The organism is Nocardioides sp. HB32, assembly GCF_054058995.1.
This window is the reverse complement of record NZ_JBSSBS010000001.1, coordinates 3,399,157-3,413,528: the sequence shown is the minus strand read 5'-3', so window position 1 is coordinate 3,413,528 and position 14,372 is coordinate 3,399,157. Positions and strand designations below refer to the sequence as shown.

Sequence of the window (14,372 nt, the reverse complement as noted above, 5' to 3'; positions counted from 1 at the left end):
GGTTCTTCATGTCGCTGCTCCCCCCGAGGCGGCAGACTGCTACCTGTGAGGAGGACGTCATGAGTGATCTGGTGCACCTGCAGGACGAGATCCGGGCCCGGGGTGGGTCGGTGCCGGCCATGCTGCCGGCGAGCGCCTACACCTCGGCGGAAGTGCTCGCGTGGGAGCGGCGCCATCTCTTCGCGGGCGGGTGGACCTGCCTGGGCCGGCTCGACGAGCTGCTGCCGACCTCGCTCGAGGACGGCAGGCCCGCGACCCAGCGGGCGGTCATGGTCGGCGACGTCAACGCCCTGCTCACCCGCGCCGACGGTCAGGTCCGGATGTTCGCCAACACCTGCCGGCACCGCGCCCACGAGCTGCTGCCGGACGGCGACGCCTCCGCCCGGCGCTCGGTGGTCTGCCCGTACCACGCCTGGTCCTACGACCTCGCCGGCGACCTCGTGGCCGCGCCCGGCTACCGGGACGAGCCGGGCTTCGACGCCGCGGCGTACTCCCTCGTGGAGCTGCCCGTGGAGGTCTGGTGCGGCTGGGTCTTCGGCCACGCCGCGCACCGGCTGGGCGACCCCGACGTGGTGCCGTTCGCGGACTGCGTCGGCGACTTGGACCGGATCGTCTCGGCGTACTCACCGGCCTCGCTGGTGCTGGCCGAGCGGCACTCGTACGAGATCGCCGCGAACTGGAAGATCGTGGCCGAGAACTACCACGAGTGCTACCACTGCCCGCTGATCCACCCGGAGCTGTGCCAGGTCACGCCGCCGACGTCGGGCGACAACTACGACCTGCCGGGCGCCTGGGTGGGCGGCTCGATGGTGCTGCGCGACGGGATGGCGACGATGTCGCTGACCGGCGAGTCGGACGGGCTGCCGATCCCCGGCGTCCCGCCGACCGCTGTCGAGTACCTGCACCTGCTGCCGAACCTGCTGATCTCGCCGCACCCGGACTACGTGATGACGCACCGGCTGGTGCCGCTCGCGCCGAACCGGACCTGGATCGAGTGCTCGTGGTACCTGCTGCCCCGTCCGGACGGCTCGGTGCCGGACCCGGCGTACGCCGTGGAGTTCTGGGACCTCACCAACCGGCAGGACTGGGCGGCGTGCGAGTCCGTCCAGCGCGGCCTGGAGTCACCGCACTATGCACCCGGCCCGTTCTCGCCCTCCGAGGACGCCGTCGAGCGCTTCGTCGCGCTCATCTCGCGGGCGTACGTCGGGCTCTCGCTGCACGACTACCGGCACACGGACGCGGTGGTCTGAGGGCTCAGCGCCGGCGGCCGAGCCAGCGTGAGGGCCCTGGCACGGCATCCAGCGTGTGCGAGTTAATGTCGGAACGTGTTTGACGGAAACTCACAAGCAGCCCCCGGCTGGTACCCGGCCGGTGAGGTACTCAGGTACTGGGACGGCACTGCATGGACCGAACACACTGCGCCGGTCCTGCCTGCGGAGCCTGAGTCCAACGATGCCCCCGACAAGCGAGCTGACAAGCAGGCGCGGCGGGATGCCAAGCAGATCGAGCGTGCTGCCAAGCAGCAGGACCTTCAGGACAAGCTCGATGCGGCCAAGGCTCAGCGCGCCGCCTCGAAAGCCGGAGACGTCCGACCGGACATCGAAGCCGCGATGGCGAAGATGTCCTACAAGTCCGGCAGCAAGCGCGAGATCCGGCGCCTGCCCGAACACCTCTGGCACGACGAACGGGTGGAGCTCATGGTGGGTGGGGCGTACGGGCCCGGGACCGGGATCCTCGTGCTCACCGACAGGCGACTGATCTTCGTCAAGGACGGCATGACGGCGAAGGTCTCCGAGGACTTCCCGCTCGACAAGGTGAGCTCGGTGCAGTGGCAGACGGGCATGATGCTCGGAACCATCTCGATCTTCGCGTCCGGGAACAAGGCGGAGATCAAGAACGTGCAGAAGACTGACGGGAAGGCCCTTACGGACGCGGTCCGCGCCCGCATCGCGGGCACGCCCCAGGAGCCGCAGGCACAGCCGCCCGCGGTCTCGGAACAGTCTGGCGCGAGCACCGGCGGAGCGGGAGACGCCCACGAGCGCTTGCGCCGACTGGCCGAGCTCCATCGCGACGGCATCCTCACCGACGACGAGTTCAGCGCGAAGAAGCAGCAGCTCCTCGACGAGCTGTGACGTCGGCGACGAGTTTGCCCTGCTGACCCAGGCCGATGGTCGAGCTCGTGTTCAGCGGCGCTGCATCTCCCACGCGAGGTCGATGGCTTGTCGCACCGCCTGCGGCTCGGCGTCCTGCAGGTACGCCTCCACCTTGTGGTGGGCCTCCATCCGGGGCGGCACGCCGAAGCTCTCCGGGTAGGCGGCGACAAGCGCCTCGCGCTCGTGCAGGGGCACCCTGATCACCGCCGTCGCCGGGTCCGGCAGCCGCACGACGAGGCGGTCGTCGACGTACCACGCCGGGCGCGCCGCGGTGCCCTTGCGCTTCACCCCGGGCAGCGACTCGGCGTACCGGCCGACATCCTCGGGAGTCACGCTTGCAGCCTAGTTCTGCGCCCGACTTCCGTGTGGATGCCGCTTGCCAGCGGCAGGGGAGAGGCGTATGATCGAACACATGTTCGAATCATTCCGGTACTGCATCGAGTCGCTCGACGCCGCCGGGATGACGGACGCCGAGCGGGTCGACGTGATCCGCGAGCTCGAGAAGTTGAAGTGCGCCGCCGAGGCCGCCCAGGCCGAGCTCGCCGCCGCCCTCGGTGAGGGACGCGGCGCGGCCGCACAGGTGGCGCTGGCCCGCCGCGAGTCGCCGCACCGCGGCCAGCAGCATCTCGCGCTGGCGCGGGTGCTGCCGGAGCTGCCGCACACCCGCGCGGCGTTCCGTGCCGGCCGGATCACCGAGTGGCGCGCGACGCTGATCGCGCGCGAGACCGCCTGCCTGTCGCTGGAGGACCGCCGGGCCGTGGACCGGGCGATCGCCGGCGACGCCGAGGCCGTGGAGTCGTACTCCGACCGGGTCGTGCTCGGCGAGCTGCGCAAGCTCGCCGCCCGGCTGGACCCGGCCTCGGTCGCCGAGCGCCGGCGCCGCGCCGAGTCCGAGCGGTGCGTGACCGTCCGCCCCGCTCCGGACACGATGGCGTACCTCACCGTGCTGCTGCCCGTCGCCCAGGCGGTCGCCTGCTACGCCGCCCTCACCCACGAGGCCGACACCGCGGTGGCCTCCGGGGAGCCGCGCAGCCGTGGCCAGCTGATGGCCGACACGCTCGTCGCCCGGGTCACCGGTGCGCCGCTGGTCGATGGCCGCCCCGTCGTCCCGGTCACCCTCGGGCTGGTGATGACCGACGCGGCGCTGCTGGGTGGCGCCCCCGACACCGCCCACCTGCCCGGCCACGGCCCGGTCCCCGCCGAGCTCGCCCGGTCCCTGGTCGCCGACCACCTCGACACCGGCTCCCGCCTGTGGCTGCGCCGCCTGTACGCGTCGCCGGACACCGGTGAGCTGGTCGCGCTGGACTCCCACCAGCGCCTGTTCCGCGGCCGGCTCCGCGAGTTCCTCGACCTGCGCGACCAGTTCTGCCGCACACCCTGGTGCAACGCCCCGATCCGCCACCGCGACCACGTGGTCCGCGCCGCCGACGCAGGCACCACGACCGCCGCGGCCGGCCAAGGGCTCTGCGCGACCTGCAACTACGTCAAGGAAGCCCCCGGCTGGCGAGCCAGACCCTCGCCCGAGGCTCGGGGCCACGCTGTGGAGATCACCACCCCCACCGGCCACACCTACACCTCGCACGCGCCACCCCTGGTCGCGCTGCGCGCCGGTGCCTACCGGCAGGTCGACGACGGAGTGTGGACGCTCGTCGCCTGATGCTGCCCTCTGCAGGGGATGTGTCGACCGGCGTGCAGGACCACAATGAGGTCATGACCGACGGCGACGACTTCTTGGCCTGGATGGGCTCCGCGCTGCACGAGGCCGAACGGGCGCTGCACAACGGCGACCCGGGGCCGCGGCGTGCCCTCTGGTCCAGCAACGAACCGGTCAGCGTCCTGGGTGCCTGGCGGAACGCTCATGGTCAGCAGGAGATCGACGAGCTCTTCGAGGCACTCGGCGCGAGCTTCTCCGACTGCACCTCGTACGCGTTCGAACCGCTGTCGTACGACGTCGTCGGTGACATGGCCTACACGGAAGGTCTGGAGCACACCTCGGCATCGGTCGATGGCGAGCCTCGTACCTACACCCTGCGCGTGACGCAGGTCTACCGCCGCGAGGGTGGCGTGTGGCGGGTCGCCCACCGTCATGCCGACACGGTGACCGAGTAGCAGCGCGATGCTGCGACCGCGCGACACCCCTCACGCCGTGGACGCCGAGACGACGGACCGGATCGAGCGCACCTTTCTCGTCGTCCGCATCGTGCGCGGCAGTCTGCTGCTCCTGTTCCTCATCGTCTGTCTGGGCGCGACCGTCGCCAAGCCCTGGCCGGCCGGCGTGATCGTCGCCGTCGCACTCGCCGCCGCCCTCCAGGCTGTCCGGCTCACCATGAGCGTCCGTCACTACCTGCACGTGGCAGGCCCGCGCCGGTGGCCGGCCGACGGCGCTTGACCGCCATGGCAGCGGCTCCAGACGATGGTCCCCGGTCGGTCAGGTGGTGAGGTCGTGCGCGATCTGCGCAGCTGGTTGCTTGCTCGCGACGGAAGTCTGCGCGCAACCCGGCGCGCCGCACGGACGGCGATCATCATGCCGACCCTGTTCGCCATCGGGTACGAGGTCATCGGGAACCCGACGGTAGCGACGTACGCCGCCTTCGGCGCGTTCGCGATGCTCCTGCTCGCCGACTTCCCGGGGACGCTCCTCGAGCGGCTGGCGGCGCAGACCTCGCTGGTCGCTGTCGGCTGCGTGCTCATCTCGCTCGCGACGTTGGTCTCGAGGGATCCGTGGTTGTCGGCCGCCGCGATGTTCGTCGTCGGGTTCCTCGTGCTCTTCGCCGGCGTGGTGAGCTCGACCCTCGCAGGGGCGAGCACGTCCATCCTGCTGAGCTTCATCCTGCCCGTCGCTGCCGCCGCCGGTCCGGCAGCGATCCCGGACCGATTGCTCGGTTGGCTCCTGGCCGGGATCGTCTCCGTGCCCGCGGTGGCCCTCCTCTGGCCGGTACCCCGCAGTGACCCACTACGGTCCGCCGCGGCAGAGGCGTGCCAGCAGCTGTCGGCCCGGCTGACGGCGGAGATCGCGCACTGGCACGGCGAGACCGGTGAGGACGTGGACACGGCGGTCTCGCGCGCCGAGACCGCGCTCGCCGACCTGCGTGCGACGTTCCTGGCCACGCCGTACCGGCCGTCGGGCCTCACCACCGCGACGCGCGCCGTCGTTCGTCTGGTGGACGAGCTGGTGTGGCTCAGCGTGATCCTCGAGCAGACTGCCAACGTCCGCCACTGGGCATCCGACCCCACGGCGCGCGAGGTCAAGTCGGCAGCTGCGGTCCTGCTCGACCACGCCGGCCGGGTGCTCTCGCTCTCGAACCCACCACAAGACAGCCTCCAGGACCACCTGGACGACCTCGTCGACGCGCGCCGAGCGATGGAGGCACGGGCACTCGAGATCGTGGAGCTGCCGCGCGGCGTGCGCCCTGCCGAGGAGCTCGTGGCCGCGCTCCGCCCGGGCTCTCGGGCCCAGGAACTCTCGTTCGTCGTCACCGGCATCGCGGCGAACATCGAGATCACGACGGCGGCCGAGGGACGACCCTGGTGGAGGAAGCTGCTCGGTCACCGACCGCCGGGCCTCGCCGGGCCGATGACCTCTGCGCAACAGCGGGCGCTCGCGCACGTCGAGCCGCACTCGGTGTGGCTCCGCAACAGCGTCCGCGGCGCGATCGCGCTCGCCGGTGCGGTGCTGATCGCGGACCTGAGCGGAGTACAGCACTCGTTCTGGATCGTGCTCGGCGCGCTGTCGGTGTTGCGCTCCAACGCTCTCAGCACGGGTCAGAGCGCTGTCCGGGGACTGGTCGGGACGACGATCGGGTTCGCGATCGGCGGACTCCTGGTACTCCTCATCGGGACGAGCACCGAGCTCCTGTGGGTGCTGCTCCCGGTCGCGATCCTTGCCGCCGGCATAGCGCCGGCGGTCTCCTTCACAGCCGGTCAGGCCGGGTTCACGGTCACCCTGCTGATCCTCTTCAACATCATCGGCCCGGCCGGATGGCAGGTCGGTCTGGTCCGCATCGAGGACGTGGCCATCGGGTGCGCGGTGAGCCTCGTCGTCGGAACCCTGTTCTGGCCCAGGGGAGCCACCGGCGTCTTCCGCCAGGCCCTGACGGAGGCCTATGCGGAGTGCGCCGCCTACCTGTGGGCCGTCGTCGAGAGCGGCACCGCGTCGCACGGATCGCCGACAGGGGCGGACAGCGCGGGGTTGCGGGCCGCTGCCGCCGCGCGTCGTCTCGACGACGCCTTCCGCGCATACCTTGCCGAGCGCGGCCACAAGAGGCTGAGCCTCGCCGAGGTGGCGTCCCTGATGACCGGGGTCGCCGGGCTCCGGCTGACCGCCCAGGCGGTGTCGGAGCTCTGGCCGGGCGACGAGACGCGGCGCGTCGACGTGCCTCGCGCTCAGCTGGAGGTCGTGATCGCCACCGAACGGGTGACGAACTGGTTCACCGCAATGGCTCAGGCGATCACGGGCTCGGGAACCGTTCCGCGCGCACTCCCGGAGGACGGCTCCTCCGGCCGCCGGATCGTGGAGGCCCTCGACGAGGACCTCGCGTCAGTGACGGCGTCCGAGGGGTCGGTGCGGGCCCACACGGTGCGCCTGGTGTGGACCAGCGATCACGTGGACAGCGCCCGGCGCCTGCAGGAGCTCATCGAGCAGCCATCGCGCAGCGCCGCCGGCTCGTCGCGTCGCGTCGACCGACCCTCCGGGTGAGCGCAGGCTGCGACCATCGCGACCTGCGGGTGAGGCCCGCCGACGTACGGCCTGGCCGGACGCGACGGTCGTCAGCGGTGACCCGCTCCCCGGTGATCTCCCGACAGACCGGGGACGAGCCGATCTTCGCCGGCCCGGCCGACGTCGATCTGGGGCTGCCCGAGAGCGGGACTCAGGTCCGATGCGCTGGCCGTGCCGGGATTCCGTCGCCGGAGCGAATGGTCTCGACGATCTCGCAGCCTCGCACGGTGTCGCTCGGGTCGGGTCGGCGCTCGTAGGTCAGCCGGTCGTGTGCTCCGCGGCCGCAGTCGATGATGTCCGGCTGGTGGTCGCTCGGTGCGACGACGAAGTCTCGACCGGGCCCCATGTGGACGACGTCCGTCTCGTTGCGGGCTGAGCCCTGGCGGCCCAGGTAAGCCTGGTCGGGTCCAGCGCCACCCGAGAAGTGGTCACTGCCGCCGTTGTCGACGAGCAGATCCAGGCCTGACCCACCGCGCAGCCAGTCGTCGCCCGGACCCCCGGTGAGATGGTCCCGGCCGGGGCCACCGTAGAGGGTGTCGTCGCCCGTGCCACCTCGAGCGTATTCGTCACCGTGGCGGCCCGTGGGGCCAAGCCGGACCACGTCGTCTCCGGCCCTTGCATCGACGTGGTCATCGCCACTGAAGGTCACGATCGTGTCTGCGCGAGCGGTGCCGACGACGTCGTCAGACCCGCGCGACCCACGAACACTGTCGGCGGTAGCGGGAAGGGCGACGGCGGTGACACATGCCGCACCCGCGATCGACGCGGTGAGGACACGAATTCGCACTGGCTCTCCCGAGATGACCTAGATGCTTCCGGACAGGGACACGATCGTAGGTCGCGCATGTCGTCCGGGGACCGAATTGCCATGGACCATGGTCGTAGTACCAGGCGCGCCCATCGGGACGAGCGAGCGCGGACAGCGACTACCAAGAGTCCTCACGCAGGGTCGATCGCGCGGTTCCTTGCTTTCGTGATCATGATGTCGACTGCCGGTCGCCCGAGGTCTCGCGCGCCTGCACGAGCAGGCCCATGTCGTCACGGCACGCCCAGTGCTCGACGATCATGCCGTCGGCGACGCGCCAGAGGTGGATGAAGGTCCACGTCACTCGCTTGCCGGACGCCTCGGTGCCGCTGAGCAGTGGCATGGTCGACGCACGATGAGTGCCGTGCAGGGTCAGGTGCTGCGCGACCAGGTCGCCCTCGCCGACGAGGTGATGCTGCTCGAGCGAAACCGGAGCAAGGTCGACGTCGATCGCGCGCAGGATTTCCCGCAGTCCCTCGCGACCCTGTGGACCGGCGGCGTGGTTGACGAAGTCGGCCGCGACCAGGTCGTCGAGCACTGTGTCGTCCCCGGCCTGCTGCCGCCGGAACATCTCGGCGACGACGTCCCTGGCTCTGCCCTCGTTTGGGGCATCGTCAGGGCCGCCCAGGTCACCGGCCGTCATGCCCTCCGGATGGCCGGGTGGCCACTGGACCAGCTCGATGCGGTACCCGTCGGGGTCGGTGAGCATGGCCGTCCAGAAGGTGCTCGAGCCGTCCGGGGAGGTCGGCTCCTCCGTCTCGATCCCACCGTCGGCACAATGGCCGACCGCGGCGCGCACGTCGTCAACCGCGACGACCAGGTGGTTGAAGCCACCGGGCTCCACCTCCCCGCGGCTCGGGTCGTGGACCAGCTCCAGGCTGACGAAGGGTTCCCGAGGGAGCTTGAGCATCGTGAGGTGGCCGATTGGTGTGTCGGGGACCTCGCCCACCACCTGGTAGCCGAGCGACGTGTAGTAGGCGACCGAGCGGGCGCGGTCGCTCACCCGGAGACCGACGTGCAGTGTCCTCACGAGGCGTCCTCTCTTCCTGGTTCCAGCAACCGGCCGAAGCCGCGGACGACGACCGGGGTGCCGAGACTCTCGTTGACCGACCACAGGAGGACTTGGTTGGACTCGAGGACGGGTCGGTCGAGGTGCTGCTCGAGCGGGTCGACGGCTTGGGCGGCACGGAAGCCGTTGCCGCCCAGGAAGACCGCATCGACGTCGCCGGTCACGTTCTCGGCGACCCACTCGACCACCTCGGCGGGCTCGACGAGAGCCGGGTCGTCGGTGACGTCGGCCAGGTCGGCCCACCCGACCGAGAAGCCCTGGTCGCGAAAGTACGCCGCCCCTCGGGAGTTGAGGTCCTCCCCGAACCACGGCGGGTGCACGACCGCCAGGCGCTCTGCGCCGAGGCGACGCAGCGCGTCGACGGCGGACGCGGGTGTCGAGCAGACCCGAACGTCCCACCGATCGGCGAGCCGTGCGACGAGCTCGCGCTCGGCGCGGTGCCCGAGAACGTAGGCCGTGCTCGTCGAGGCGTAGGCGATCGCCTGCAGGCGCCTCGGGTCGAGCTCCGCCGCGGCCGCGTCGACCTCCGACGGGTCCGCGTGGGCGCGGAGCTCCTCGGGCGAGGTAGGAGCCGAGCCGTCCGGCAGCAGCGAGATGCGGCGTACGTGAGTGCGGACAGCCCTACCTGCCATGGTGCAGAACTCCTCATCCGCCCCCGCGGCGGCGTGCGGGGTAAGGATCCCGACGTCGATCATCCGTGCGCCGACGGCCGGTAGACCAACAGCTGGCTACGACCGTCGAAGGTCCGTGACTCCAGCAGCTCGAGGTCGAAGTCACCGGAACCGGCCAGGACCGGGCTGGTTCCCGTCCTGCCCGAGATCACCGGGAAGATCGTCAGCTCGATGCGGTCGACCAGGCCTGCAGCCATCAGCGACCGGTTGAGCGACAGGCTCGCCTGGGAGCGCAGAGGCACGTCGGACTCCTCCTTGAGCCGGGCCACGATCTCGCCCGCGTCGCCGCTGGCGACGGTCGCGTCCGGCCAGCCGAGCGTGTCGTGCAGGGTCGAGGAGATGACGGTCGCCGGCATCCTCAGCGTCCGGCGGTTCCACTCGTCGTGGTTGTGCGGGTCCCCCGAGCGCAGCAGGATGTCGGCGTTCTCGCGGAACGTCGTGGCCCCGAAGACCATCCGCTGTGGGGTGTCGAACAGTGACGCCCGGTACGTCAACAGCTCCGGCCCCTGCTTGCTCCAGTAGCCGCCCCAGTCGCCGTCGGGCCCGTAGGACCCGTAGCCGTCCAGGGTGGAGAACACGTCCCACGTGTAGCTGGCAGCCATCTGGTGACCTCCCGTGTGAGCGATCCGAAGAGCGACGTTCGTCCACGCCGATCAAACAGATGTGGTTCGTTGCGCCATTGAACTTCGCTCGTGCCCAGCCGACGCTCTCCGTCGATGTTCGTCAAGCCCTGACCGTCGAGCACAGCACCCGCGCCGTGCTCGCCATCGTCGAGAGTCCAGGCAGCCAGGGTCAGCATGCGCACGGTCGCCGAGCGGCTCGACACAGGACTGCCCTTGCTGCCGGGGCGACCGCACATCGGCTGCCGGTTGCCTATCGAGCGGTGCTCGTGCCGGTGGGGGTATCGGTGTCGCCCATCCCCGGCATGTCGGTATCGGCGGGCTCCGGCGACGAGCTCGGATCATGCGCGGCCCAGTACCCGACGTTCAGGTCGTGGTGCACGGTGTGCCACCAGTCCCACGTGGACGGGTGCTCGTAACCATCGACAGTGCCGAGCAGCAGCCCGCTGTTGTCGGTCCACACGAAGTGCATCGCGTCGGCGACGTAGTCGCAGAACACGCGGCCGTTCGCCTGCATCGCCTCGAGCCGGTCGCTGCGGGATTGCGCCAGGGTGATGCCCCTGGGGTGGTGGTACTCGTGGTTCCAGCTGATCTCGCCGTTGGTGCTGTGGCCGTTGCAGTTGCGTTGGTTGGCTCGGAAGGGTCGTCCGGTGAGAGCTTCGGCAGCGGCGACGTAGCCGTCGTAGAGCGCGTGGACCGACGGGTAGCGGCGCAGATCCACGTGCGCGACACCGACGTCGGGAGAGGTGCACACGACGTGGTCACCGCCAAGTGCCTGGCAGGAGGAGACCGGCAACCGGGCGTCTCCGAGCTTCTCGATGGCGGTCAAGATCGGGTTGTCGGTCGTGGAAGACGTGGGGAGCCGCTCGGTGGCGAGGCTGTTGCCGTCGTGCGAGAAGACCCAGACCGCCGACCCGGCCGCCGCACCGGCCACGACGCACGCCGCTGCCGCGGCCAGCACCGCCCGGCGTCGCCGCTCGTGTGCCGGGTCCCGCCGCGGGCTCGGCTGGCCGGACGCTGAGTGGTCGGATGTCGGCGCACCCGGGGGCGGGGGGCCTGGTGGCGGGGAGCTCGCTGCTGACTCAGGGGTCTTCCCGGTCGGCGAAGCTTCTGCACTCCCGGGCGGATCGGCGTCACCGTGTGGCGGCGGCTGGGTGGCGTTCGGGTCCGAGTGACGCGGCTGGCGACCGACGGGGGCGCTGCGGGACAGCAGCCTTCCCCAGCGTCCCGAGGACCCCAGCGCGGCGCCCGCGGCGGCGGTGAAGTCGCGGCAGGTGGCGTAGCGGTCGACGGGATCCTTGGCCATGGCCTTGGCGAGCACGCCGTCGAGCGCCTCGGGCAAGCCGACGCGCACCGTGCTCGCACATGGCGCCGGCTCCTCCACGTGCGCCCACAGCACCGCGGCGTCGACGTCACGAACGAACGGCGCGCGCCCTGTGAGGCACTCGAACAGAACGCATGCCAGCGCGTACTGGTCAGCGCGCCCGTCGATCGGGTGGCCCTGGATCTGCTCAGGCGCGACGTAGTGCACGGTTCCGACGAACTGGCCGGTGTCGGTCAGGCCGGACCGGGACAGAGTGTGCTTCGCGATGCCGAAGTCTGCGAGGTACACGTGGTCCGGGTCGTCGGCGTCCGCCCCGGCCTCGAGAAGGATGTTTCCCGGCTTGACGTCGCGGTGTACCAGCCCGTGCCGGTGTGCGAGGTCGAGCGCTCGACCCGCCTGGGTGGCCGCGTACAGCGAGTCGGCTGGAGTGAGCCGGTGGTGATCGCGGATCAGCGTGCGCAGGTCGGAGCCCGCCACGTACCGCATCGCGATGAACAACAGGTCCTCGTGCGTGCCCATGTCGTAGATGGGGATCACGTTGGGGTGGGTCAGGGATGCAGCCGTGCGAGACTCCTGGAGGAACCGGGTCCGGAACACGTCGTCCTCGGCAAGCTCCGGCGCCAGCACCTTCAGCGCCGCCAGGCTGCCGAGCCTCGGGTTCTCGGCCTGGTAGACCACGCTCATGCCGCCGCGGCCGAGGACCGCCAGGAGCCGGTAGCCGGCGAACTCGTCTCCGACCCTGGGAAGTGTCAACACGCGGCCACCTCCGTACCTGCGCGTGAGGGCGTGTCGAAGCCGGGTCGGGGCCGTCCCCTCTTGGTGCGTTCCCGGCCATTCTGCGCGCTGCTTTCCTCACCGAGCCATACCGCAACTTGAGGACACCCCACGAGGACGGGCTGACTATGCTCCCGGCAAGGGCACGCGCGTGCCGCCCCGGCCGGAAGGGGCTTCAGCCGTGGAGCACACCCTGCGGACGGTGTCGTTCGGCGTGCTCGGCCCGCTCGTGGTTGACCTCGGCGATCACCCGGTCCGACTAGGCGGCCTGAAGCTGCGGCGGGTGCTGGCGATGCTGCTCATCAACGCGGGACGCACGGTGTCGGTCGACCGGCTCATCGAGGGGCTGTGGGAGGACCAGCCGCCCGACGGCGCGGTGAACACTCTGCAGGTTCACGTCTCGCACCTGCGGCGCGTCCTGGCGGACGGCGAAGTCCCGCTGGTCACCCAGCCCCCCGGCTACCAGCTGCGGGTCCGCCCCGAGCAGCTGGATCTTCTGCGCTTCGAGCAGCTCGCCGGGTTGGCGCGCGAGCGCGCGGACGCCGATCTGCCGGCTGAGGCGGCGGAGGCGCTGAGTGAAGCGCTCAGCCTGTGGCGTGGCCCGGCGCTGGAGGACATCGGCTCGGGTTCGTTCGCCGACAACGCGCGCACGTTTCTCCACGAACGACGCTGGGGGGTCACTGAGGACCTGCTGCGACTGCGGCTGCGGCTGGGACAGTACCCCGTGGTGGTCGAGGAGTGCACGGCCATGGTGGCCGAGCATCCGCTGCGGGAGTCGTGGTGGGAGCTGTTGATGGTGGCGCTGTACCGGGCCGGCCGCCCGGCGGAGGCGCTGGCGGGCTACCAACGTTGCCGTCGGGTGCTGCTCGAGGAGCTCGGCGTCGAGCCGATGCCCCAGCTTCAGCGACTGGAGCGGCAGATCCTCAACCATGACCGCCGGCTGGATCCGGGTCCGGCGACGGCGTCGGTCGTGCTCCGGCGGCCCGTCGGTGCAGGACGCGAGGCCGGCGCGACCACGCAGCTGCGAGCCCAGCGGCTCGACTCCGTGTTGGAGGTCGACGAGCTGTCGACGGTGCCGCTCGGAACCCGGACGGTCATCGGGCGGAACGACGAGTGCGACGTGGTGCTGACCAGCCCGGAGGTCAGCCGGCGCCATGCCGAGATCCGCCTGGTCAGCGGCCGGCACCTGCTGCTCGACCTGTCGTCGGCCAACGGCACGTGGCTGGCGGGCGAGCCTGTCCTGCAGCGACTCCTCGATGATGGCGACGTCGTCAGCGTCGGTCAGCATCAACTGCGGTACCGGATCCGGCGAGTGCCCTCCTAGTGGGCGACGTGCCGACGCCCCTGGCTCTGTGAGCACAGGGGCGTCGGCGGGTCGGTCGTCTCGCTCAGGTCAGCGCCCGGTAGCAGGAGTTGATGTTGTACGACGAGTAGCCGTACGCGTACCAGTCCGTGCGCTGCTTGGGAGTGCCGTGGTCGCCGCCGGCGATCGACGCGAGAGTGTTGTAGCCCTCCCAGTAGTCGGAGTTGTCGAGCCGGTGGGTGACCGTCAGGCCGTACCGGGTGTACATGCCGGCGAGGCAGTCGGCGAACAGCTCTCGGCCGAGAGTTCCGGATGCGCTCTTCCAGCCAGCCATGAACATGATCTCGTGCCCCCACTCGTGGGCGAGGATCACGCCGGGGGCGTAGTCGCCGTACGTGTTCAGCAGCCCCTGTGTCCAGCCGGTCCCGATGTAGATCTGGCCGAGGTACGGCCGGTCGCAGGCGAACGAGTTGCTGGGCGACATCGTGAAGCCGCAGGCCGTGATCGTGCTGTTGTAGTAGTAGACCCTGGGCTGCGCGTAGTACGCCGACCACCCCCAGCTGCGGAAGTTGGTCGCCCAGAAGTTGTTGATGTCACCCATCAGGTAGCTGACGGTGCCTTGGGACGTCGTCTGGGGGCTGGCGAGGGCGTTCGCTGGTGCCCCGGTCAGAGCGACGACGACCAGGGTGATCGATGCGGCGAGCGCTGCAGCGAGCGCCTTGTGGGCCCGGGCGAGAGGGGATCGCGGCGTCTGGTGGAAGCGGGTGTTGTGAAGCATCTCGAGGTTCCTTTCGGGTGGACCGCGTGCGGCGGTCTCGGTTGGAACCACGTTGTGGCGCAGCGCTGAAGGCCCTCTGACGTCCGACTGAAGGAGTCGACGGCGTTGTGCGCCCACCGTGAGCCGCAGACGCGGCCGCACAAGCCCGAGCGGATGCG

Annotated in this window: 14 protein-coding genes; 7 read left to right on the top strand and 7 right to left on the bottom strand. The window is 70.6% G+C overall.

The genetic code is table 11. The annotated features are described in order from the left end of the window. The first annotated feature begins 59 nt into the window (after positions 1-59). A complete protein-coding gene (locus tag ACVW2K_RS17210; protein ID WP_457203359.1) occupies positions 60-1,250 on the top strand; it encodes an aromatic ring-hydroxylating oxygenase subunit alpha in 1,191 nt (396 codons plus the stop codon). Positions 1,251-1,325: 75 nt separating this feature from the next. Continuing rightward, positions 1,326-2,132 (top strand): PH domain-containing protein, encoded by an 807-nt coding sequence (locus ACVW2K_RS17205; RefSeq protein WP_081790218.1) that lies wholly within the window; start codon positions 1,326-1,328, stop codon positions 2,130-2,132. 51 nt (positions 2,133-2,183) lie between these two features. On the opposite strand, the gene ACVW2K_RS17200 is transcribed toward ACVW2K_RS17205, so the two are convergent. Continuing rightward, a complete protein-coding gene (locus ACVW2K_RS17200) occupies positions 2,184-2,486 on the bottom strand; it encodes a hypothetical protein (RefSeq protein ID WP_028635852.1) in 303 nt (100 codons plus the stop codon). Positions 2,487-2,565: 79 nt separating this feature from the next. On the opposite strand from ACVW2K_RS17200, the gene ACVW2K_RS17195 reads away from it, so the two are divergent. The 4 genes from ACVW2K_RS17195 (at position 2,566) to ACVW2K_RS17180 (ending at position 6,849) form a co-directional block, all read left to right on the top strand. After that, a complete protein-coding gene (locus ACVW2K_RS17195; RefSeq protein WP_457203358.1) occupies positions 2,566-3,810 on the top strand; it encodes an HNH endonuclease in 1,245 nt (414 codons plus the stop codon). 53 nt (positions 3,811-3,863) lie between these two features. Then, positions 3,864-4,262, top strand: coding sequence for a nuclear transport factor 2 family protein (locus ACVW2K_RS17190; protein WP_457203357.1), 399 nt, complete (start codon positions 3,864-3,866; stop codon positions 4,260-4,262). Positions 4,263-4,269: 7 nt separating this feature from the next. Further along, positions 4,270-4,542, top strand: a complete 273-nt coding sequence (locus ACVW2K_RS17185; protein ID WP_028638050.1) for a hypothetical protein — start codon at positions 4,270-4,272, stop codon at positions 4,540-4,542. A gap of 135 nt (positions 4,543-4,677) precedes the next feature. Continuing rightward, positions 4,678-6,849, top strand: coding sequence for an FUSC family protein (locus ACVW2K_RS17180; RefSeq protein ID WP_457203356.1), 2,172 nt, complete (start codon positions 4,678-4,680; stop codon positions 6,847-6,849). Positions 6,850-7,021: 172 nt separating this feature from the next. Here the strand turns inward: ACVW2K_RS17180 and ACVW2K_RS17175 are convergent, their stop codons facing one another. The 5 genes from ACVW2K_RS17175 to ACVW2K_RS17155 form a co-directional block, all read right to left on the bottom strand. Then, positions 7,022-7,657 (bottom strand): calcium-binding protein, encoded by a 636-nt coding sequence (locus ACVW2K_RS17175; RefSeq protein ID WP_457203355.1) that lies wholly within the window; start codon positions 7,655-7,657, stop codon positions 7,022-7,024. Between the two features lie 190 nt (positions 7,658-7,847). Continuing rightward, complete coding sequence (locus tag ACVW2K_RS17170) at positions 7,848-8,705, bottom strand: ester cyclase (protein WP_457203354.1); 858 nt, start codon at positions 8,703-8,705, stop codon at positions 7,848-7,850. Continuing rightward, positions 8,702-9,376 carry a maleate cis-trans isomerase family protein gene (locus ACVW2K_RS17165; protein ID WP_457203353.1) on the bottom strand — a complete coding sequence of 225 codons (675 nt, stop codon included), beginning with the start codon at positions 9,374-9,376 and terminating at the stop codon, positions 8,702-8,704. Before ACVW2K_RS17165 ends, ACVW2K_RS17170 begins: the two co-directional genes overlap by 4 nt. Positions 9,377-9,435: 59 nt before the next feature. Further along, positions 9,436-10,017: a dihydrofolate reductase family protein gene (locus tag ACVW2K_RS17160; RefSeq protein ID WP_457203352.1), complete on the bottom strand. Its 582-nt coding sequence runs from the start codon at positions 10,015-10,017 to the stop codon at positions 9,436-9,438. A gap of 271 nt (positions 10,018-10,288) precedes the next feature. Continuing rightward, entirely contained in the window at positions 10,289-12,112 is a 1,824-nt protein-coding gene (locus ACVW2K_RS17155) for a serine/threonine-protein kinase (RefSeq protein WP_457203351.1), read from the bottom strand. A gap of 202 nt (positions 12,113-12,314) precedes the next feature. On the opposite strand from ACVW2K_RS17155, the gene ACVW2K_RS17150 reads away from it, so the two are divergent. Further along, positions 12,315-13,457, top strand: coding sequence for a BTAD domain-containing putative transcriptional regulator (locus tag ACVW2K_RS17150; RefSeq protein ID WP_457203350.1), 1,143 nt, complete (start codon positions 12,315-12,317; stop codon positions 13,455-13,457). Between the two features lie 64 nt (positions 13,458-13,521). Here the strand turns inward: ACVW2K_RS17150 and ACVW2K_RS17145 are convergent, their stop codons facing one another. Continuing rightward, positions 13,522-14,214: a neutral zinc metallopeptidase gene (locus tag ACVW2K_RS17145; RefSeq protein ID WP_457203349.1), complete on the bottom strand. Its 693-nt coding sequence runs from the start codon at positions 14,212-14,214 to the stop codon at positions 13,522-13,524. Positions 14,215-14,372 lie beyond the last annotated feature (158 nt).

Coding starts and splice junctions, on each gene's coding strand:
- ACVW2K_RS17145 (WP_457203349.1), bottom strand. CDS start 14,214: ATGCTTCACAACACCCGCTTCCACCAGACGCCGCGATCCCCTCTCGCC.
- ACVW2K_RS17160 (WP_457203352.1), bottom strand. CDS start 10,017: ATGGCTGCCAGCTACACGTGGGACGTGTTCTCCACCCTGGACGGCTAC.
- ACVW2K_RS17185 (WP_028638050.1), top strand. CDS start 4,270: ATGCTGCGACCGCGCGACACCCCTCACGCCGTGGACGCCGAGACGACG.
- ACVW2K_RS17210 (WP_457203359.1), top strand. CDS start 60: ATGAGTGATCTGGTGCACCTGCAGGACGAGATCCGGGCCCGGGGTGGG.
- ACVW2K_RS17165 (WP_457203353.1), bottom strand. CDS start 9,376: ATGGCAGGTAGGGCTGTCCGCACTCACGTACGCCGCATCTCGCTGCTG.
- ACVW2K_RS17180 (WP_457203356.1), top strand. CDS start 4,678: ATGCCGACCCTGTTCGCCATCGGGTACGAGGTCATCGGGAACCCGACG.
- ACVW2K_RS17190 (WP_457203357.1), top strand. CDS start 3,864: ATGACCGACGGCGACGACTTCTTGGCCTGGATGGGCTCCGCGCTGCAC.
- ACVW2K_RS17195 (WP_457203358.1), top strand. CDS start 2,566: ATGTTCGAATCATTCCGGTACTGCATCGAGTCGCTCGACGCCGCCGGG.